The 19,579-nt window shown below is 70.4% G+C and carries 14 protein-coding genes and 2 pseudogenes; 9 read left to right on the top strand and 7 right to left on the bottom strand.

Features of this window, described 5'->3' with window-relative positions; translation table 11 throughout:
* Positions 1-22 precede the first annotated feature (22 nt).
* Positions 23-520 (top strand): YchJ family protein, encoded by a 498-nt coding sequence (locus tag A6A40_RS26890; protein ID WP_108549003.1) that lies wholly within the window; start codon positions 23-25, stop codon positions 518-520.
* A gap of 256 nt (positions 521-776) precedes the next feature.
* Complete coding sequence (locus A6A40_RS32285) at positions 777-1,388, top strand: cold-shock protein (protein WP_108548876.1); 612 nt, start codon at positions 777-779, stop codon at positions 1,386-1,388.
* A gap of 87 nt (positions 1,389-1,475) precedes the next feature.
* Here A6A40_RS32285 and A6A40_RS26880 read toward each other — a convergent pair whose 3' ends face one another.
* Genes A6A40_RS26880 through A6A40_RS26870 form a run of 3 tightly spaced genes read right to left on the bottom strand, consistent with a single transcriptional unit; the run spans position 1,476 to position 4,769 of the window.
* Positions 1,476-3,185, bottom strand: coding sequence for an ABC transporter ATP-binding protein (locus A6A40_RS26880; protein ID WP_108548875.1), 1,710 nt, complete (start codon positions 3,183-3,185; stop codon positions 1,476-1,478).
* A complete protein-coding gene (locus A6A40_RS26875) occupies positions 3,182-3,988 on the bottom strand; it encodes an ABC transporter permease subunit (RefSeq protein ID WP_108548874.1) in 807 nt (268 codons plus the stop codon). Before A6A40_RS26875 ends, A6A40_RS26880 begins: the two co-directional genes overlap by 4 nt.
* Before the next feature lie 16 nt (positions 3,989-4,004).
* Positions 4,005-4,769, bottom strand: coding sequence for an ABC transporter permease subunit (locus tag A6A40_RS26870; RefSeq protein WP_108548873.1), 765 nt, complete (start codon positions 4,767-4,769; stop codon positions 4,005-4,007).
* Between the two features lie 272 nt (positions 4,770-5,041).
* Here A6A40_RS26870 and A6A40_RS26865 point away from each other — a divergent pair, with 272 nt between their 5' ends.
* The 3 genes and pseudogenes from A6A40_RS26865 to A6A40_RS26855 form a co-directional block, all read left to right on the top strand.
* Positions 5,042-7,318, top strand: a complete 2,277-nt coding sequence (locus tag A6A40_RS26865) for a VTT domain-containing protein (protein ID WP_108548872.1) — start codon at positions 5,042-5,044, stop codon at positions 7,316-7,318.
* Entirely contained in the window at positions 7,315-8,124 is an 810-nt protein-coding gene (locus tag A6A40_RS26860) for an endonuclease/exonuclease/phosphatase family protein (RefSeq protein WP_108548871.1), read from the top strand. The genes A6A40_RS26865 and A6A40_RS26860 overlap by 4 nt, the downstream gene beginning before the upstream one ends.
* A gap of 252 nt (positions 8,125-8,376) precedes the next feature.
* A pseudogene (locus A6A40_RS26855) lies at positions 8,377-9,595 on the top strand (polyhydroxyalkanoate depolymerase); the annotation flags it as partial.
* A gap of 56 nt (positions 9,596-9,651) precedes the next feature.
* Here the strand turns inward: A6A40_RS26855 and eat are convergent.
* The 3 genes from eat to A6A40_RS26840 are packed head-to-tail and all read right to left on the bottom strand — an operon-like array spanning position 9,652 to position 13,270.
* Positions 9,652-11,064, bottom strand: a complete 1,413-nt coding sequence (eat, locus tag A6A40_RS26850) for an ethanolamine permease (RefSeq protein WP_108548870.1) — start codon at positions 11,062-11,064, stop codon at positions 9,652-9,654.
* A gap of 50 nt (positions 11,065-11,114) precedes the next feature.
* Entirely contained in the window at positions 11,115-11,879 is a 765-nt protein-coding gene (gene eutC, locus A6A40_RS26845; protein WP_108548869.1) for an ethanolamine ammonia-lyase subunit EutC, read from the bottom strand.
* The gene (locus A6A40_RS26840) at positions 11,876-13,270 is read right to left on the bottom strand and encodes an ethanolamine ammonia-lyase subunit EutB (protein WP_108548868.1); all 1,395 of its coding nucleotides are present in this window, start codon (positions 13,268-13,270) and stop codon (positions 11,876-11,878) included. Before A6A40_RS26840 ends, eutC begins: the two co-directional genes overlap by 4 nt.
* 289 nt (positions 13,271-13,559) lie before the next feature.
* On the opposite strand from A6A40_RS26840, the gene A6A40_RS26835 reads away from it, so the two are divergent.
* Positions 13,560-13,748 (top strand): hypothetical protein, encoded by a 189-nt coding sequence (locus A6A40_RS26835; protein ID WP_236784068.1) that lies wholly within the window; start codon positions 13,560-13,562, stop codon positions 13,746-13,748.
* A 25-nt stretch (positions 13,749-13,773) separates the two neighbouring features.
* Here the strand turns inward: A6A40_RS26835 and A6A40_RS26830 are convergent, their stop codons facing one another.
* Positions 13,774-14,550 carry a DUF1194 domain-containing protein gene (locus A6A40_RS26830; protein ID WP_108548866.1) on the bottom strand — a complete coding sequence of 259 codons (777 nt, stop codon included), beginning with the start codon at positions 14,548-14,550 and terminating at the stop codon, positions 13,774-13,776.
* Positions 14,551-14,920: 370 nt separating this feature from the next.
* Here A6A40_RS26830 and A6A40_RS26820 point away from each other — a divergent pair, with 370 nt between their 5' ends.
* The 3 genes and pseudogenes from A6A40_RS26820 to A6A40_RS31895 all read left to right on the top strand — a co-directional run.
* On the top strand, positions 14,921-16,759 hold the full coding sequence (locus A6A40_RS26820) for a hypothetical protein (protein ID WP_236784067.1): 1,839 nt from the start codon (positions 14,921-14,923) through the stop codon (positions 16,757-16,759).
* Between the two features lie 113 nt (positions 16,760-16,872).
* Entirely contained in the window at positions 16,873-17,508 is a 636-nt protein-coding gene (locus tag A6A40_RS26815; RefSeq protein WP_108548865.1) for a LysE family translocator, read from the top strand.
* Between the two features lie 312 nt (positions 17,509-17,820).
* A pseudogene (locus tag A6A40_RS31895) lies at positions 17,821-19,579 on the top strand (putative bifunctional diguanylate cyclase/phosphodiesterase); the annotation flags it as partial.

The following is a 19,579-nucleotide window of genomic DNA, read 5'->3' as shown; positions in this document are numbered from 1 at the left end:
CGCCATCACCCGAGAGCAGGCCATGACCGACACGACCCAGACCGCCGCTGAATGCCCCTGCCGTTCCGGCAAGCCGCTGGACGCCTGCTGCGGACCCTATCTGGCCGGCATGCCCGCCCCGACGGCCGAAGCGCTGATGCGCTCGCGCTATTCCGCCTTCGCCACCGGCAACATCGATTACCTGCACGACACGCTGCTGCCCAGCACCCGCGACGACTTCAACCGTGAAGAGATCGAGACCTGGGCCAAGAACAGCGTCTGGACCGGCGTGGAGATCCGCTCCACCGAGGCCGGCCAGCCCGGCGACAGCGACGGAATCGTGGAGTTCGTCGCCCGTTTCAGCATGAACGGCAAGCCGATGACCCACCACGAGACCAGCCGCTTCACCCACCAGGACGGCCGCTGGTTCTATGTGGAGGGCCAGCTGGGCGCCCGCCCGCGCAGCGGCCCCAAGGTCGGCCGCAACGACCCCTGCCCGTGCGGCAGCGGCAAGAAGTACAAGAAGTGCCACGGTGCCTGAGCCTGCGCGCGTGACGGCTCAAGCCCTGAGTCGCGGTTGAGTCGTCACGCTGCACCTGCACAATTTCGGCGAAATCGCCCCGTCCCGCCCATCCATTGGGCGGCGGCGGTGTTTTTGTTGTGCGCGCTCCGTCGAATCGCGCAATGACGATTGAATTATGGGTCGGAACCGATCATCCTTCGATCGCCCTGTTCCGGGTCTCCCTCTTTGGTGCCTTGCCGGGATGGGGTTTAACACGACAGATGAGACGATACTGATGTTCGACCGTCCGCAGCGCTCTTCCTTCCGCGCTCCTGAAATCACCCAGCGCGACATCCGCGCCACCGTCAAGTGGTTCAACGCCACCAAGGGCTTCGGCTTCGTCACCCCCGACGACGGTTCGCCCGACGCTTTCCTGCACTCCACGGTTCTGCAGTTCTGCGGACACGACAGCCTGCCCGAAGGCGCCACCATCACCTGCGATCTGTCGCGCGGCCCGAAGGGCCCGCAGGTCGCCACCATCCACGCGGTCGACACCTCGACCGCCGCTCCGAGCCGTCCGTCCCGCGCCCCGCGCGAGCGTGACAGCTGGGGCAACGACGGCGGCTATGGCGGCGGCAACAGCTACGGCGGCAGCCGCGGCGGCTACGGCGCCGACAGCTACGGCGATTCGGACAGCGGCGAGCTGGTCGACGGCACGGTGAAGTGGTTCAACGTGTCGAAGGGCTTCGGCTTCATCGCCCCGTCCACCGGCGGCAAGGACATCTTCGTGCACATCCGTGCGCTGGAGCGGTCGGGCATCAGCGGCCTGGACGACGGTGCGCAGGTCCGCGTCACCATCCGCCAGGGCGCCAAGGGCCCCGAGGCTCAGCGCATCGAGATGGCCTGATCTCTCATCGGTCGTTGTGATGTGAAAAAGCCCCCGCTCCGATGGAGCGGGGGCTTTTTCATGTCCGTAACGCGGCGATGAAGCGCGTTAGGAATCCAGGAAAGGCGCACCGCCGTCGAGCGCGGTGTCCCAATAGTGGCAGGCCACATGGTGGCCGGGCGCCACCTCCTCCAGCGATGGGACAGCCTGGGCACAGAAATCGCGGGCCAGCGGGCAGCGGCGGCGCAGGGCACAGCCGCCGGGCGGGCTGAAGGCCGACGGCGCATCGCCTTCCAGGGCCGGCCGCTCGCCACGGGCCGCGGCCAGCATCGCCCGGCTGTAGGGATGCAGCGGCGCCGTCCGCAGCGTCTCGGAGTCGGCACTCTCCACCACCCGGCCGGACAGCATCACCATGCCGCGATGGGCGTCGCGCAGCCCCTCCAGATAACGGTCGGTCGCCAGCACCAGCGCCAGGCTGCGCCGGTCGCGCACCGCCGTCAGGCGGTCGAGGAACCCCTCGCGCTCCTCCGCCGACAGGCCCGCGGCGGGATCGTCGGCGATCAGTACCCGCGGTTCCGGCAACAAGGCGCGGGCAAGCCCGGCATGGGCGGCCTCCGCCTTGCTGAGCCCGCCGGGCCAGCGGAGCGCCGTGTCGGGGCGCAGCCCGGCCTCTTCCAGCGCCTCGTCGATGCGCAGGTCGCGGCGGTCGGCGGCGATGTCGGGGCGCAGGCTTTCCAGCGCCAGGGCGAACTGGTCGCCAATGGTCATGGCGGGATCGAAGGAGGCGGCCGGGTCGGGGAACAGCGGCTGCAGGTCGCGCCGGGCGCGGCGCAGGCCGCCGGGATCCGCATCCTCCCCAACCGCGTCGGCCAGCGGGGCGGCAGCGGCGGCAAGGTCGCGGCCCATCCACACCACCGCCCCCGCCGTCGGCGGCGGCAGGCACAGCAGCGACCGGGCCAGCGTCGCCTTGGCGCTGCCGGTCTCGCCCAGCAGGGCCAGCGTCTCCCCCAGGCCGAGATCCAGGTCGATGCCGTGCAGCACGGTCAGCGCCCGCGCCTCCCCCTTCGGGCCGGGGGCGAGCGGATAGGCCATTCCGACGCCGCGGGCATGCAGCCGCGCGGTCCCCGGCGCCTCCATCGGCGCCATCGGGGCGATGCGCGGCGGCTCGTAGGGCAGCAGCCGGCCGCGGCGCAGGGACAGCACGCGGTCGGCGGGACCGGCCACGCCATCCTCCGGCCGTCCGGCCAGGATCAGCGCCACCCCGTCCGCCCGCGCCCAGTCGGCCAACCGGTGGAGAAGCCGCAGCCGCACGGTCGGGTCCAGCCCGGCTGCCGGCGCGTCGGCCAGCAGCACCGCCGGCCCCACCGCCACCGCCATGGCGAACAGGCAGGCCCAGCGCAGCGAGTCCGGCAATTGTTCGGGCGGCAGGTCGAACCGGCGGGCGGCGGGCGGCACGCCCATGCGGTCCAGCCCGTCGGCCGTCCGGCGCAGCGCGCCGCGCAGATCCAGTCCCAGGTGATGGCCAACCACCTCCGCCACCTGCAGCGCCAGCGGCCGGCGCGGTGCCAGTTGCCCGCCCTGGGCGATCAGCAGGCGCCCCTCGACACGGGCACCGCCGGCCATGTCCACCCCGGCCAGGGGCTGACCGGCGAGCGCGCCCAACAGGGCGGTCTTGCCGCTGCCGGTGCCGCCGGTGATCGCCAGCACCTCCCCGCGCTCCACCCGCAGGTTGGCGCGGTCGAGCAGCACGCGGTCGCCGACCATCAGGGTCAGCGCCTCGGTCTCCACCGGAACGGCTCTCGGCGCACTGTGGTTCATGGCTTGCGATTTCCCGCAACCGCGGCGTCGGCGACGGCGCAGGCGGCCCAAAGGGCGAGTGCCAGCAGCAGGGCCGGCGGAACGAAGGCCACCGGGTCGCCCAGCCGCGCCGCCAGCCCGACCGTGGCGCCCCAACTGCCGAGCGCCGGCGGCAGGCCGAGGCCGAGCAGGCTGGCGGCACTCTCCGCCGCCAGCACGCGCGGCAGGGCCAGCGTCCCGGCCGCCAGCAGCGGGCGCACCGCATTGGGGATCAGGTGGTGGCGCAACAGGCCGCCTTCGGTCAGGCCGGCGGCGCGGGCGGCGGTCAGGAACTCCGCCCGCAGCAAAGCGGACAGCTCGGCATGAGCGAGCGCCGCAACGGCCGGGGCGGCGGTGAGTGCGGTGACGACGGCCAGCGGCCCGACCTCCCCCACCAGCCCGCCGGCCAACGGCACCAGCAGGGCGAGCGGCAGGCCGGACAGCCGGTGGGCGGCGGCGATGGCCCGCCGCTCCGCCCGGTCGCCCGACAGCCTGCCGAGCAGCCCGGCCAGCAGAGCCCAGCCGATGCCCAGCGCCCCGCCCAGGACCGCGGCCAGCAGCGCGAAGGACAGGCTGCCCCGCCCGTCGAGCAGGGCGGCGGCCACCGGATCGGCGTCCAGCCGGTGGATGGCGGCCCCGTCGGCCATCAGCGGCGCGGCAGCCGAGGCAAGCGCCAGGGCGACCAGCACCGCGGCGCCCGATAGGCCGCGGGCGAAGCCGGCGCGCGGCGCCGCCGGGTGGGACGTCACCGGGTGGGACGGCGGTGATTGGTCGAGCTCGGCCATCGGATCCCTTCGTCCGTCACGCCCCGTCATAGGGCCTGGAGCTGCGGTTGGCCGGATCGATCCAGTCGCGCACGGCGAGGCCGAGAGCACCCAGCAGGACGGTCAGCCCGCAAAGGGCCACCAGCGCCGGCAGCGATCCCGCTGCCGACCCGGCGCGGGCGGCGTCGATCATCAGTGCGCCCGCCCCCGGCAGGTCCAACAGGCTTTCCAGCGCCACCGCCCCGACCACCGCGGCGAGAACCGCGGCACGCAGGCCGCCCATCACCGGGGCGACCGCCTGCGGCAGGGCGTGGTGGCGCAGCACGGTGCGCTCGTCCAGACCCAGGCCGCGGGCCATGCGCACGGCGCCGCCCTCCGGCCCGGCGCCGAGCGCGCGCTCCATCGCCGGGCGCGACAGCCTCGCCGCCTGGCAGGCGGCCGGAATGGCAAGCGTGGTCCAACCCAGCGGTGCGGCAGACGCCCCCGCCCGAACCGCGAGGGCCGCGACGGCCGCCAGCAGGAAGCCAGGGAGCAGCGGACCCGCCCCGGCCAGGAACCGGCCGATCAGTCCGCCCGCCGACCGCGGCGCCACCGCTGACCAGGAGCCTGCCAGGGCGCCCAGCGCGGTGCCCACCGCCAGAGACGGCAGGGTCAGCAGCAGCGTCACCGCCAGCCCGCTCAGCAGCGCCGTCGCGGCGTCCGGCTGCGGCGCCACCAGTGCCGACAACCCCACCCCCGCCGCCATCGGCAGGATGGCGGTCGGCACGGCATCGATCAGGCGGCGGATCAGGAGGCGCGGCATTGAAAGAACGGTATCGGGGGAAGGACGGTATCGGGTGGAAAACGTCGTATCGCGTACGACATGCGACCGTAAGCGTCCCCACCCCCATGGAGCAACAGAATTAGCGCATGCCCTGGAAGTGCGGCGGAAAAGCCTTCGCCTTCCGATTTTTTCGACCGGCAGCGTGGCCGGGGTGGCTGCAATTCCCGGCGGCCTTCACCAAATGGCTGAGGGCGGGGAAGGAAAGGCCTTCCCAGATGTTATGGCCAGGACCCACGAGACGACCGGACCCCATGTACGCCCACTCGCCCCAGCCCCTCCCCTCCGCCGGACCGACGCCCGACGCCGCTGGGCCGGCCGGTGCGCTGCGGCCGATTCTGGATCCGGGACGGACCTGCTGGCGGGTGGAGGAGACGGCCCGGCTGGGCGTCATCGTCGATGGCGAGGATTACTTCGCGCTGGCCAAGGCCGCCATGCGGCGGGCCCGGCGCACCATCTACCTGACCGCCTGGGATCTGGACGCCCGCATCCGCCTGATGCCGCAGACGCGCCGGCCGCGCCGGCCCGACCGGCTGGGCACGCTGCTGAACTGGCTGGCGACGACACGGCCCGATCTGCACATCCATGTGCTGAAATGGGACTATGCCGAACTGTTCGACCTCGCCCGCTGGTCGCACCCCTTCATGCTGCGCAACTGGCTGACCCACCGGCGTCTGCAGTACCGGCTGGACAGCGATCACCCGACCGGCGCCTGCCATCACCAGAAGCTGCTGGTGATCGACGACCGGGTCGCCTTCTGCGGCGGGCTGGACATCACCGCCAACCGCTGGGACACCCGCGCCCATCATGGGCACGACCCGCGGCGGCGCCAGCCCGACGGCAAGCCCTACGAGCCGTTCCACGATGTGATGATGGCAGTGGACGGCAACGCCGCCCACGCGCTGGGCGAGATGTTCCGCGAACGCTGGGCGCGGGCGACCGGCGAGACGCTGCCGCCCCCCGCCCCGTCGCCCGGCCGGCCGCCGCGGCGCCACCCGCTGGCCGCCGACCCCTGGCCGCCGGGCTTCGAGCCGCTGCTGCGCGGCGTGCGTGTCGGCATCGCCCGCACCGATCCCGCCTGCAACGGCCGCGAGGCGGTGCGCGAGGTGGAGGCGCTGTATCTGGAGGCCATAGCCCAGGCGCGCGAGGTCATCTATCTGGAAAGCCAGTATTTCGCCTCCACCGCCGTGGCGGAGGCGCTGAAGGCCCGGCTGGCGGAGGAGGACGGGCCGGAGGTGATCGTCGTCAACCCGGTGCGCACCACCAGCTGGCTTGAGAACACCGTCATGCTGGGCGCCCGCGCCCGCCTGACCCGCGAGCTGCGCGAGGCCGACCGGCACGGCCGCTTCCGCCTGTTCGCCGCGCTGACCGACGGCGGCGCCTGCATCACCGTGCATGCCAAGGTGATGGTGGTCGACGACCGGCTGCTGCGCATCGGCTCCGCCAACCTCAACAACCGCTCCATGGGCCTCGACACCGAATGCGACCTGGCTTTGGAAGCCGGGCCGGGGCCGGAGGACGCCGAGACGCGCCGGGCGATCCGCCACACGCGCGACGATCTGATCGCCGAGCATCTGGGCACCAGCCCGGCTGCGGTGGCGGCGGCGCACCGGCAGCTGGGCTCGCTCGCCGCGGCCATCGAGTCGCTGCGCAAGCCGGTGGGTCGCACGCTGGAGCCGCTGCACGATCCCGAACCGGACGGGCTCGCCGCCGCGGTCGCCGACGCCCGCGTCTTCGATCCCGAACATCCGGTCGATGCGGTGGACATCGTGCGCCGGGTGCTGCCGTCGCGGATCCCGCGCACCCGCCACTGGCTGATGCTGGCCGGCATCCTGGCGATCCTGGGACTGTGGGGGATGTGGCGCTACACCGCCCTGCAGGACTGGGCGACGCTGGACGCCGTGCTGGCGGTCTTCCAGACCCTGCGCGACAGTCCGCTGGCGCCGCTGTGGGTGATCCTGGCCTTTGTCGCGGGCGGCTACGTCATGTTCCCGCTGACCGTGCTGATCGCCGCCACCGCCATCATGATGGGACCGTGGTGGGGCTTCCCCACCGCCATGGGCGGGGCGGTGGCCTCGGCGGTGGCGATGTTCTGGACCGGACGGCTGGCGGGGCGCGACCTGCTGGACCGCCATGGCGGCCCGCTGATCGCACGGCTCAACGACAAGCTGGCCGACAGCGGCATCGCCGCGGTGGCCGGCGTGCGCGCGGTGCCGGTGGCGCCCTACACCGTGGTCAACCTTGCCGCAGGTGCGTCGAAGCTGCGTTTCGGCGATTATGTGATCGGCACCATGGTCGGTCTTGCGCCCGGCATCCTTGCCTTCAATCTGCTCGGGCACCAGCTTGAACGGACCATCGGCAATCCCGGCGCCGCCGACATCGCGCTGCTGGTGGCGATGGGGGCGGTGGCGATCGGGCTCGGCTGGCTGACGGGCCGGCTGCTCGGCCGGTCGGGACGGAAGCCCGGCCGGACGGCAGAGGGACAAGGCCGGCAGGATGACAGGCCAGACGAAAGGATTTTGGAACCGTGATCCGTTTCAGCCGTGAGCGTGTCCAGCGCATCGCCGCCGCGTTGCGCGCAGCCCGTGCCCGCCGTCCCCGCCGTGCCGACAACCGCAGTTCCCCCGTTCCGGACGGCATGGCCGCCTTCAGCGTCGCCACCTGGAACATCCACAGCTGCGTCGGGCTGGATGCCCGATTCGCGCCCGACCGCATCGCCCAGGTGATCCGCGACCTCGACGTCGACCTCGTCGGCCTGCAGGAGGTCGGCTGGCACCATCGCGGCGAATCGGGGATGGACCAGTTCGCCTTCCTGGAACAGCACACCGGGCTGAAGGCCTATGCCGGCCCGACCAAGCACAGCGAACGCGCCCATTACGGCAATTGCCTGCTGACCCGCCTGCCGGTGCGCTCGATGGAGACGATGGACCTCTCCGTCGGCAAGCGCGAGCCGCGCGGCGGCATCGACGCGGTGGTGGAGGTGGAGGGCCGCCCGGTTCGGGTGATCGTCGCCCATCTCGGCCTCGACCCCTGGGAACGGGCCAAGCAGGTCGGCGACATAGTGTCGCGGGTGGAGCGGCAACCGGAGCTGCCCACCCTGTTCATGGGCGATCTCAACGAATGGACGCCCAGTTCCCCCCGGCTGCGCCAGTTGGCGTCCTCCTTCGCCGACGTCGCCAATCCGCGCAGCTTCCACGCCCGCATGCCGACCCTGCGGCTCGACCGCATCTATGTGACGGGAGGCTTGCAGATCCCCGCTTTCGAGGTGGTCCGCACCATCCTCACCCGTCGGGCATCGGACCATCTGCCGGTCCGCGCGGTGCTGGCCGTTCCCTGATCGTCGGAAGCCGTCACAAAACGTCAGTATGACCAACGGAATCCTGCGCGGAGGTCATAGGGGAATTGTTGCGGTTGATAATTTTTTGTGCACCGCAATGTTCTTTTAACAACAGAGCTTTGCAATCGCGAAAAGGCTCTTGACCTATACGCGATCCCCGACGAAGGATATGGTTGGTAATACGATCAATAAGTGGTCGAAGGAATGACCGACCCTGGCCGACCGGGGGTAGCCGTGACGTGAGGATCTGACTTGCTGTATCACCTGTACGACATGCAACACGCTGCCATGCGGCCGATGCGTTTCTGGGCCGAAGCCGCCCAGCACACCTTCCAGAATCCGCTGATGCCGTTGTCCTACACCAAGCTGGGCCGGGCGGTCGCCGCCGGGGCGGAACTGGTGGAGCGGACGACCCGCCGCTTCGGCAAGCCGGCCTTCGGGCTTCCGGAAACGGTGGTCGACGGGCAGACCGTTCCAGTCACCGAGCGCTTCGTCTGGCAATCGCCCTTCTGCAAGCTGCTGAACTTCGCCAAGCCGGAAGGCACGCCGGCCCAGCCGAAGGTGCTGCTGGTCGCCCCGATGTCCGGCCACCACGCCACGCTGCTGCGCGGCACGGTGGAGGCACTGATGCGCGACCATGACGTGTACATCACGGATTGGATCGACGTGCGGCTGGTGCCGATGTCGGCCGGGCGCTTCGATCTCGACGACTACATCGACACGGTGGCGGAACTGATCCGCTTCCTGGGGCCGAACACCCACGTCATCGCGGTGTGCCAACCCGCCGTGCCGGTGATGGCGGCTGTGTCGCTGATGGCGGCGGCGGACGAACCGGTACAGGCCCGCAGCATGACCCTGATGGGCGGTCCCATCGACCCGATGGCCAACCCGACGACCCCGGTCAAGCTGGCGATGGAACACCCGCTGAAGTGGTTCGAGCGCAGCGTGATCACCACGGTCCCGGTCTATTATCCGGGCGCCTTCCGCCGCGTGTATCCGGGCTTCATCCAACTGTCGGGCTTCATGTCGATGAACCTCGACCGCCACATCAACGAGCATGTCGGGCTGTTCCGCCACCTCGTCCGCGGCGACGGCGATTCGGCCGAGCAGCACCGCCGCTTCTACGACGAATATCTGTCGGTGATGGACCTGTCGGCGGAGTTCTACCTCCAGACCATCGAGACGGTTTTCCAGAAGCACGCCCTGCCCAACGGCACCATGGTCTCCCGTGGCCGCAAGGTGGAGCCGGCTGCGATCGCCAAGACCGCAGTGATGACGGTGGAAGGCGAGCTGGACGACATCTCCGCCCCCGGCCAGACCATCGCGGCGCAGCGGCTGTGCTCGTCCCTGCCGGACGGGATGCGCAAGACGCATTTCCAGAAGGGTGTCGGCCATTACGGCATCTTCAACGGCCGCCGCTGGCGCGAAAGCATCCTGCCGGAGATCCGCAGCTTCATCCGGAGCCACGACGNCAGGTGGGGGAGGGTTAGGGAGGGGGCACCACTCAGCCAGTACCCCCACCACCCCTCAATCCACCATCGTCCGCGCTTCGGTGAAGGCATCCATGTGCCCCAGCCCGGACGTGCCGCCGGCCTGCGCCCGCATGCCGGCGGTGGCGATGTGGAACAGGTAGCCCAGGGCGAACAGCGCGACGAACAGCCCGAACACCAGCGCGTTGTAATAGATCATCGTCAGCAGGGCGAGCACCGCCAGCACCAGCGAGATCGCCGGGAAGACCGGATAGAAGGGCGCGCGGTACGGCCGCTCCAGCGCCGGTTCGACGACGCGCAGGCGGAACAGCGCGGCCATGCTCATGATGTACATGACGATGGCGCCGAACACCGACATGGTGACGATGTTGGCGGTCAGCGGCAGGCCGCCGATCTGGATGAACTCGTCGGAATAGATGGCGGCGATGCCGACCACGCCGCCGGCCAGCACGGCCCAATGGGGCGTCTTGCGCGTCGGGTGCAGCCGGGCGAACACCGGCGGCAGGAAGCCGGCGCGGGACAGCGCGAAGATCTGGCGCGAATAGCCCATGATGATGCCGTGGAAGGAGGCGATCAGGCCGAACAGGCCGATCCACACCAGCATGTGCAGCCAGCCGCTCGACTCGCCGACCACCGCCTTCATCGCCTGCGGCAGCGGATCGTTGATGTTGGACAGCGCGGTCCAGTCGCCGACGCCGCCGGCGAAGATCATGGTGCCGAAGGCCAGCACCACCAGCGTCAGGATGCCGCCGATATAGGCGCGCGGCACGGTGCGCTTGGGATCCTTGGTCTCCTCGGCCGCCATCGCGGCGCCCTCGATCGCCAGGAAGAACCAGATGGCGAAGGGGATCGCGGCGAAGATGCCGCCGAAGGCATCCATGCCGAAGCTGTTCGACCCGGCCCAACCGTTGGCGGTGAAGTTGGCCCAGGAGAATCCGGGGAACACCACGCCCATGAACACCACCAGCTCGAAGATCGCCAGCAGCGTCACGAACAGCTCGAAGGTGGCGGCGATGGACACGCCGGCGATGTTCAGCCCCATGAAGATGACATAGGCGCCGACCGCCGCCAGCTTGGGGTCGAGCCCCGGAAACTGCACGTTCAGATAGGCGCCGATGGCGAGCGCGATGGCCGGCGGCGCGAAGACGAACTCGATCAGCGTGGCGAATCCGGCGACGAAGCCCCCCTTCGGTCCGAAGGCGCGGTAGCTGTAGGCGAAGGGACCGCCGGCATGGGGAATGGCGGTGGTCAGCTCGGTGAAGCTGAAGATGAAGGTGGTGTACATCGCCGCGATCAGGATCGTGGTGACGAGGAAGCCCAGCGTCCCCGCCGCCGCCCAGCCGTAGCTCCAGCCGAAATATTCGCCGGAGATCACCAGCCCCACGGCGATCCCCCACAGATGGAGCCCGCTCAGGCTCTTGCTCAATTCAGGCTTCGTGTTCCCAGACATGTTGCCTCCTGCCCCTGTTCAAAGGCGTTGGTTTGGATGGCGGCGCTCTCTCAAGACCGGTCGGTCAGTTGGTTTTTCTCGTTGTCCGGACCGGCCAGGGACGGGGCGTCCTCCTTCAGGGCGACCCCCGTCAGTTTCAGCCGCGCCGCCTCGGTTGCGAGCCAGCACAGCTTGTCGGCGGCCGTCTGGATCGACAGGCCGTCGGCATGGATGTTGGAAATGCAGTTGCGTTCGGAATCGGCGCGGCCGGGCTTCGGGTCCCAGGTCAGATAGACCCCCAGCGATTCCGCCGCCGACAGGCCCGGCCGCTCCCCCACCAGCAGCGCGACGAGACGGGCGCCCATCGCCGACGCCACCTCGTCGCCCAATGCCACGCGCGCCTGTGCGGCCAGCACCACCGGGCCGATGCGCAGATGCGGGAGCCGTGCCGCGCAGGCATGGACCAGCGGGGCCGCATTGACCTGCACGGCGGCGGCCGACAGCCCGTCGGCGATCACGAACAGCAGGTCCCACTCCCCGCCGGACAGGGTCGCCGCACTGGCCGGATCCAGCCGGCGGCCCAGATCGGGCCGGCGCAGGTAAATCGGGCGGTCGGGCGCGGCGCTGTGGACGCGGATCGTCTCCAGCGGAGCGAGATCGGCGGCCAGCCGGTCGAAATCGACCGCGCTGTGCACCGCGTCGCGGGCGCGGGCATGGGCCAGCTGGAACTCCAGCAGCGCCCTGGTCGGCAGGCCGTCGCCGCTGCGGCCCAGCGCGATGCGGGCACGGGTGGCGCCGCGGAAGCGCGCCCACGGATCCTTCTGGGTATCGCTCATCGGCCCGCACTCCCCAGCAGGGCTGAGACGACGAGGCTCTGGTCGGGCCAGGGCGGCAGGCGGCGCTGCTCGTCGAGCCAGCCGGCCTTCTCCAGCCACGCCTCGAACTCGGGCGCCGGCGGGCGTTTCAGCAGATGCCGCAGGCCCAGCACGTCGTGGTAGGACAGGCTCTGGTAATTCAGCATGACGTCGTCGGCGCCGGGCACCGCGATCAGGAAATTGACGCCCGCGGTCGCCAGCATCGTCATCAGGACGTCCATGTCGTCCTGGTCGGCCTCGGCATGGTTGGTGTAGCAGACGTCGCAGCCCATCGGCACGCCCAGCAGCTTGGCGCAGAAATGGTCTTCCAGCCCGGCCCGCGTGATCTGCTTGGCATCGTAGAGATATTCCGGGCCGATGAAGCCGACCACCGTGTTGACCAGCAACGGGTCGAAGGCGCGGGCAACCGCATAGGCGCGGGTTTCCACCGTCTGCTGGTCGACGCCGAAATGGGCGTCGGCCGACAGGGCCGATCCCTGCCCGGTCTCGAAATACATCACATTGTCGCCGATGGTGCCGCGCTTCAGCGATCTGGCCGCCTCCTGCGCCTCGGCCAGCAGCGACAGGGTGACGCCGAAACCGGCATTGGCCTTCTCGGTGCCGGCGATGGACTGGAAGACCAGATCGACCGGCGCCCCGCGCTCCATCGCCTGCATCGTCGTGGTGACATGGGCCAGCACGCAGGACTGGACCGGGATGTCGAAGCGGGTGCGCACCGCGTCCAGCATCTCCAGCAACGCGATGCAGGCCGGCACATTGTCGGTCGCCGGGTTGATGCCGATCACCGCATCGCCGATGCCGTAGAGCAGCCCGTCGAGCGTGGAGGCGGCGATGCCGGTCGGGTCATCGGTCGGATGGTTGGGCTGCAGCCGGCTCGACAGCCGCCCCGGCAGCCCGACCGTGGTGCGGAAGCGGGTGACGACCGAGCATTTGGCGGCGACGCAGACCAGATCGTGGTTGCGCATCAGCTTGGACACCGCCGCCGCCATCTCCGGCGTCAGGCCGGGGGCGAGCGCCGTCAGCGCCGCGGTGTCGGCCTCGTAGGACAGCAGCCAGTCGCGGAATTGCCCGACCGTCATGTGCGCCACCGGCCGGAAGGCCTCGGCATCATGGCGGTCGATGATCAGGCGCGTCACCTCGTCGGTCTCGTAGGGGACCAGCGCCTCGCTCAGGAAGGTCTTCAACGGCAGGTCGGCCAGCACCATGCGCGCCGCCACCCGCCGCTCGTCGCTGTCGGCGGCGATGCCCGCCAGTTCGTCTCCCGACCGCCGCGGCGAGGCGCACGCCATCACCGCCCTCAGATCGGTGAAACGGTGGCGCTGCCGCCCCAGATCGCAATGGTATCCAGCCATCCCGGCCTCCCGCCCGTCTCATCCCTCGGGCGAGAGTGGCACGGGACGGACGGCGGGCAGTTGACCGTAGAACACAAAATGCGGGCGGGTCCGATTCTCGGGAGCAGCCCCGCTCTCAGGGCGGAAGAGGAAGGAATAGCCCATCCGGGCCGGCTCCGGCCCAAGCGCGACCTTCAGCGGTTCAATCGGATAGCCGGCCGAACCTCGAACCCGGCCATACCGTTCATCTCGCACCGCAGCGCGCCGCCCGCCACCGGACGCCGCGCGCCACGCAAGAATGGAGACCGTCATGCTGACGCTGTTGCGCACCGCCATCCTGGTCCTGCCGCTGGCCGCCGTGGCCGCCTGCCACAATGAAGGCCCGGCCGAGCGCGCCGGCGAGTCCATCGACAATGCCGGCCAGAGCATCAAGGACGCCATCGATCCGCCGGGTCCGGCGGAAAAGGCCGGCCGCGCCATCGACCGCGCGGTGGACTGACGCCTCTCCGGTCCGGACGGTCCGCTCAGCGGGACGCGAGGTCCCGCTCCCGCCCGGCCGGCTGGATGCCCGACACCTCCAGCAGCAGTTTGCTGAGGATCGCATCGGCGAAGGCATCGAAGTCGCGGGCGGGGACCAGGAAGGCGCCGGGACCGCCGATGACATGATCGCGGTAATAGCCCTCCAGGTCGTTCGGCGGCGCTCCGCCCCAGGGGTTGGGCCGGTCGTTCAGGATCGGCAGCCCGTTGATGGTGATACCGCGGGCGACGGCGGCATCGCGGGCCTCCTCCACCGGGCGGCCGCGGTTGTTCTCGCCGTCGCCCGACAGGTCGATGACCCGGCGCGTGCCCTCGAACCCGTTGTTCTCGAACAGCGGGACGGAATAGTCGATGGCGGCGCTGATGGAGGTCCATTGCTCCGTCATCATCGGCGCCTCCGCCACCATGCCGGCGAAGCGTTCGACGCTGGCCCGGTCGCTCAGTTCGGTCCAGCCGACGACGGTGTGCTGGTGCCCCTCCCCCGCCCACTCCACATAGGTGGCGCCGATCCGGCCGAAGGGCCCGCCGCGGATCGCCGCCTGCACCTTCGGATTCAACAGCGCCTGCACATAGCCGTTGCGCTGCAGCTTCGCCTCGTCCGGATCGACGCTGCCGGACACATCCACCGCCAGGACCAGCTCCAGATCCACCGGAGTCTGGGCCGCGGCCGGAACCGCGGACAAGGACAGGCATAAGGGGGTGAGAATCAGGACGCAGGCCCGGATACCGGCAAGGAGTTGGGCCAAAAGACGGTATGCACGCATACGCACCCCCCTTCGCCTCGGCTGTCCGGACGCCTGGCGTCGGACGAAGGATTGAGGATTGGTATGCGAACGGTCCCTGTCCATGCCCGGCCGGGAGATTCCGGCGGCTATGAAAGGCCAAGGCGGAGTACTCCGCTGCCATCGCACGCCGGAATGATGGACGCAATCCGTGACGGCGGCACTGGTAACGGATGACAAAAGCCCGATTGCCTGCGTAGCTTAAGCCATAAGGGGTAAGCCGACCGGCGGAACCCCCCTCGTGTCCGCCCCCTCGTGTCCGCCCCACGTCCGGCAGTTCATGTCCGCATCAGCCTTCGACGCGCCTACAGGCCGCCCGCCCTCCGCCGCTTTGCCGCGGCCGACATCGACCATGTGCGCTCTCCTGGCCATCCTGGCCGTCGGCTGGCCCGGCGGCTGGTTTGGCGGCTGGTTTGGAGCTGCGGCGGCACAGACCGTGCCTGCGCCGCTGCATTCGGCCGAACTGATGGCGCCCGACCTGCCCAAGCTGCAGGCTCCCGCGGTCCGCGCCATCGACACGAACACGGCTTGCGCCGACCACGAGCCGGCGGGCAAGCCCGTTCTCGACGCGCTGTTCGGCGGGGATGCGGCCTTCGCCGAACTGGCCCGCAGCAACCCGGCCGAGGCCTTCCGCTGTTCCAGCCTGTTCCCCGGCGAGGCGGCGCTGGGCGCCCTGCGCGAGGCGGCCATGCTCGCCCCCTTCGATGCCGTGGCTGCCGCGGACCAGCTCTCCACCCGTCCCGGCGGAGCGGAGATCGTCGCCCGTGCGTTGGAGATCGGGCTGCTGACGCGCTCGCTCGACAGCGGCATGCCCTTCTACGAGACCCGGCACGAACTGCGCAAACGCCTGCCAAAGGACGCTCTGCGGCAGCTGGAATCCCAGGCGGCCAAGGCGCTGCGGGCTTCCCTGGCGCGCGACCCGGCGTTGATGGCGCCGAAGATCGGCCTGCTGCTGGACGACATGGTGGACGACCCGCCGGCCGACCGCTTCCGCATCACCCTGGCGCTGTCGTCGGAGGATCTGTTCGGCCTGATCGCCCGGATCGGGCCGCAGCTCTACACCTCGTCGCTCGACGGGCTGGTCAACATCCTCCAGATTCAATTGAAGCAGGAGCGGCGCGGCATCCTCGACCTCGCCCGCGGGGCGCGCACCCGGCCGCTGTGGGCGGACTTCTTCATCGCCGTCGTCGGCGGCGGGCGGGCCGGCAGCCTGTTCGGCACCAACCCAGCCACCGCGCGGGAGCTGATGCGCGAGAGCATCCAGGCCCTGCTGCCGGCCATCCGGACGCCGCAGCCTCCGGCGGCGGGCGGCATGCCGGATCCCGCGGTGGCCATCGGGGTGCTGGCCGACGCCATGGACCTCGACAATCATGCGGTCCGCTCCGCGCTGGAGGATGAGCTGGCGGCCTGGTACCGCAACGCGGGCGACGGCACCGTCAAGGCCATGGCCGGGCTGGCGGGCAGCCTGCACGCGACGCGCCTCTCCGGCCGGCCGGCCAGCCCCGCTTTCGAAGCGGAACGCTTCCTTCAGCGCCATTCGCTGGGCACACCGCCCGTCCTGACGGCGGAACGCCTGTTCCGCAACGGCATCAACGTGCAGCGGATGACCTTCTACGACGATCCCGACGGACGCGCGTCCTTCCGCGGCTTCCTGCGGCAGCACCGGATGCAGGGCTGGGCGCTGCACAGCCGCTCCGGCTTCGTCGTCGCCGTCAGCCCCGACCGCCATGGCCGCCGCATCGTCATCGTGGCCGATATGCCCGGCGCCGGCGACGCCGGACGCGCCGCGGCCTGGGATTGGATGGCGCGCGAGGGGCTGACCCCGTCCATCGTCATCCACCGCGGCCACAGCTATCACGAGGACGGCACGATGACGGAGATCGCGCCGGCCACGGCGCTGGTCTTCTGGGGGTCCTGCGGCGGCCACACGCGGCTCCGCGCCACGCTGGAGCGGGCGCCCGACGCGCTGGTTCTGGCGACGCAGAACATCGGCGTGTCGGCCGTCAACGAGGCGCTGCTGGGCATCATCGAGGAACGGTTGCTGGCCGACGGCACCATCGACTGGAGCGTGGTGTGGACCAACGCCCGCGCCCGCATCCGCGACCGCCGCTTTGCCGCCTACAAGCGTCCCGACCAGGATTCGGCCAACCTCGCCTTCCGGGCCTGGCGGGTCCAGGCGGCCTTTCCGTAATCCGCCCGGCAAGGCATGGCAGTGTTTCGCCGGCACCGCTTGCGGCGGAACGGCGCGCATGGTGCTGTGGTGCCTCCGATTGTTGCCCATCCCCGTAGTCGAGGCCCCAGACCATGACGTGGCAGACGCTCGCCTTCTTCTTCGCCACCGCCTTCGTGATCTCGATGACGCCGGGGCCGAACATGCTGCTGGCGATGAGCCTGGGCCTGCGCTTCGGCGCACGGCGCGCCGCCTGGGGCGGGGCCGGCATGTGCGCGGCGCTGGCGGTGATGGCGGCGCTGTCGGCCTTCGGGCTGGGCGCCCTGCTCTCCACCTCCGTTCTCGCCTTCGAAATCGTGCGCTGGGCCGGCGTCGCCTATCTGACCTGGCTCGGCATCGCCGCGTGGCGGGCGCCGGTGGAGCCGGCCGTCAACCGCGATGCCGCGGCGTCCGCGACCGGCGAAGGGTCGGCGGCGCGGCTGTTCCTGCGCGGCGCCCTGGTCGCCTTCAGCAACCCGAAGGCGCTGGTCTTCATGGGCGCGCTGTTCCCGCAATTCATCGATGCCGGCGCGCCGCTGGCGCCGCAGCTGATCGCCCTGGTCGCCACCATGGTGGTGATCGAGTTCGGCTGGATCATGGCCTATGCCACCGGCGGCGACCGGCTGGCGGCGAAGCTGACGACGGCGTCGGCGGCGAAGTCGCTGAACCGGCTGACCGGCGGCCTGATGATCGGCGCCGGCGGCCTGCTGGCGCTCGCCCGCCGGGTCTGACGCACCCGCCCGGCCCCTTTTCCGTTCCCCAAAGAAAAAGGGCCGCGCAAATGCGCGGCCCTGAAGTTTAGGGAGGAAACGCCCCGAGAATGGGCAAGGCCAAGATATGCTGCGCCGCACACGAACTGGTATTACCAATGCTGAATGGTAGCCATGCGTCACGGGAATGGCGCTATGCAGCAATATGCATTGTCAGCAATAAGCCGGACTCCCGGTTACAAAAATTTCACAGAACCGCCGCGTTCCAGTCATCGCCCGCCCCATTAATGCATCGGTTTGCCACACCCTCCGAAGGGTTACCTCCGGAGTTGCATGGCGATGCGAAACACGCGGTCGAGGAACGGTACGATGGCGATCCCAGTCCTGCGCAGCCTGACGCTGAAGCAGGCGATTCATGCGGTCCTCGCCGCCTTCGTCATCGGATTCGCCATCACCGCGGCGGAATTCGCCTGGACCGCATCGCGTGAGCGGGAGGCGGCGCTGGACCGGATCGGGCAGGTCGCCAATCTGGTGGAAGGGCCGGCCGCCACCGCCGCCTGGCTGATCGACGGCGATCTGGCCGGTCAGGTGCTGGACGGCGTGGTGCGCGCGCATGCCGGCTGGGCGGAGATCCGGCTGGGAGACGGCACGCTGCTGGCCCGTCGCGAACAGGCTGCATCGCCGATGTCGCTGCTGGGCCGGGCGGCGACCGCGCTGCTCTTCACCGACACGCCGATCCTTGTTCATGACCTCCCCATCCCCGCAGCCGACCGCAGCACGCCGGCGGACGGCGGCCGGATCGTCGGCCGGTTGGCGGTCGGGATCGACACCGGGCGCGCGGCGGCCGGCTTCCTTGCCTATGTCTCCGCGGCGCTGGTTGCCGGAACCCTGCGCAACCTCCTGATCGGGCTGGCGATGGCGGCGGTGTTCCACCGGTTGCTGACCCGCCCGCTTCTGCAGATCGGCCGCGCGGTGGCGCGCATCGATCCGGAGAAGCCCTATGGACAGCCGCTGGTCGTGCCGCGCGGCCATGCCGACGACGAGCTCGGCTTCGTCATCGCCCGCTTCAACCACACCCTGACCCTGCTGGAGCAGGAGCATGACGAGCTGCGCCGGCTGGCGACCCGCTGCCCGCTGACCGGGCTGGCCAACCGCGCGCTGCTGCTCGACCGGCTGGACCATGCCATCGACCTGGCCGAGCGCGCGCGCGGGCCGGGCGCCGGACGGCTGGCGCTGCTCCATATCGATCTCGACCGCTTCAAGCGGGTCAACGACAGCCTGGGGCACGGGGTGGGCGACCTGCTGCTCTGCCGGGTGGCGGAGCGGCTCGGCGCCTGCGTGCGGCGCTGCGACACGGTCGGACGGCTGGGCGGCGACGAGTTCGTGGTGATGCTGGAGCATGTCGCCGACCGCGATGAGGCGGCGATGGTGGCGCAGCGGCTGCTGGACGGCCTGTCCACTCTGCGCGAGGTGGGCGACCACCGCGTCCATGTCACCGCCAGCATCGGCATCGTCCTCCACCCCATGGACGTTGCGGGCGTCGGGGGCTCCCCGGACGGTGCCGGGCTGATGCGGATGGCCGATTCGGCGATGCAGGCGGCCAAGGCGGCGGGCGGCGACCGTTTCGTCTTCCACACCCGCGACATGACCGACCGCGCCGAGACCCGCCTGCGGCTGGAGGCCGGATTGCGCGAGGCGGTGGCGGCCAAGTCCTTCGAACTGGTCTACCAGCCGAAGATCGAGGCGGTGGGCGGCCGCTTGACCGGCTTCGAGGCGCTGATCCGCTGGCGGCACGAGGGGTCGGCGATCTCCCCCGCCGATTTCATCCCGGTCGCCGAGGACACCGGCCTGATCATCGAGATCGGGCATTGGGTGCTGGAGGAGGCGTGCCGGACCGCCACCCGCTGGGCGCTGGACCACGGCCCGGTGCCGGTGGCGGTCAACGTCTCCGCCCGACAGCTCGCCGATCCCGCCTTCGCCCGGCTGGTCGAACAGGTGCTCCAACGCCACGGCACTCCGCCCGACCTGCTGGAGCTGGAGATCACCGAGACCGTCATCATGAAGGACGTGCGCCACCATCTGCCGACGTTGA

It is taken from the genome of Azospirillum humicireducens (assembly GCF_001639105.2).
In the GTDB taxonomy this organism is placed as follows: domain Bacteria; phylum Pseudomonadota; class Alphaproteobacteria; order Azospirillales; family Azospirillaceae; genus Azospirillum; species Azospirillum humicireducens.
Note: the sequence above shows the minus strand (reverse complement) of the source record. Positions and strands in the feature narration are given on the sequence as shown.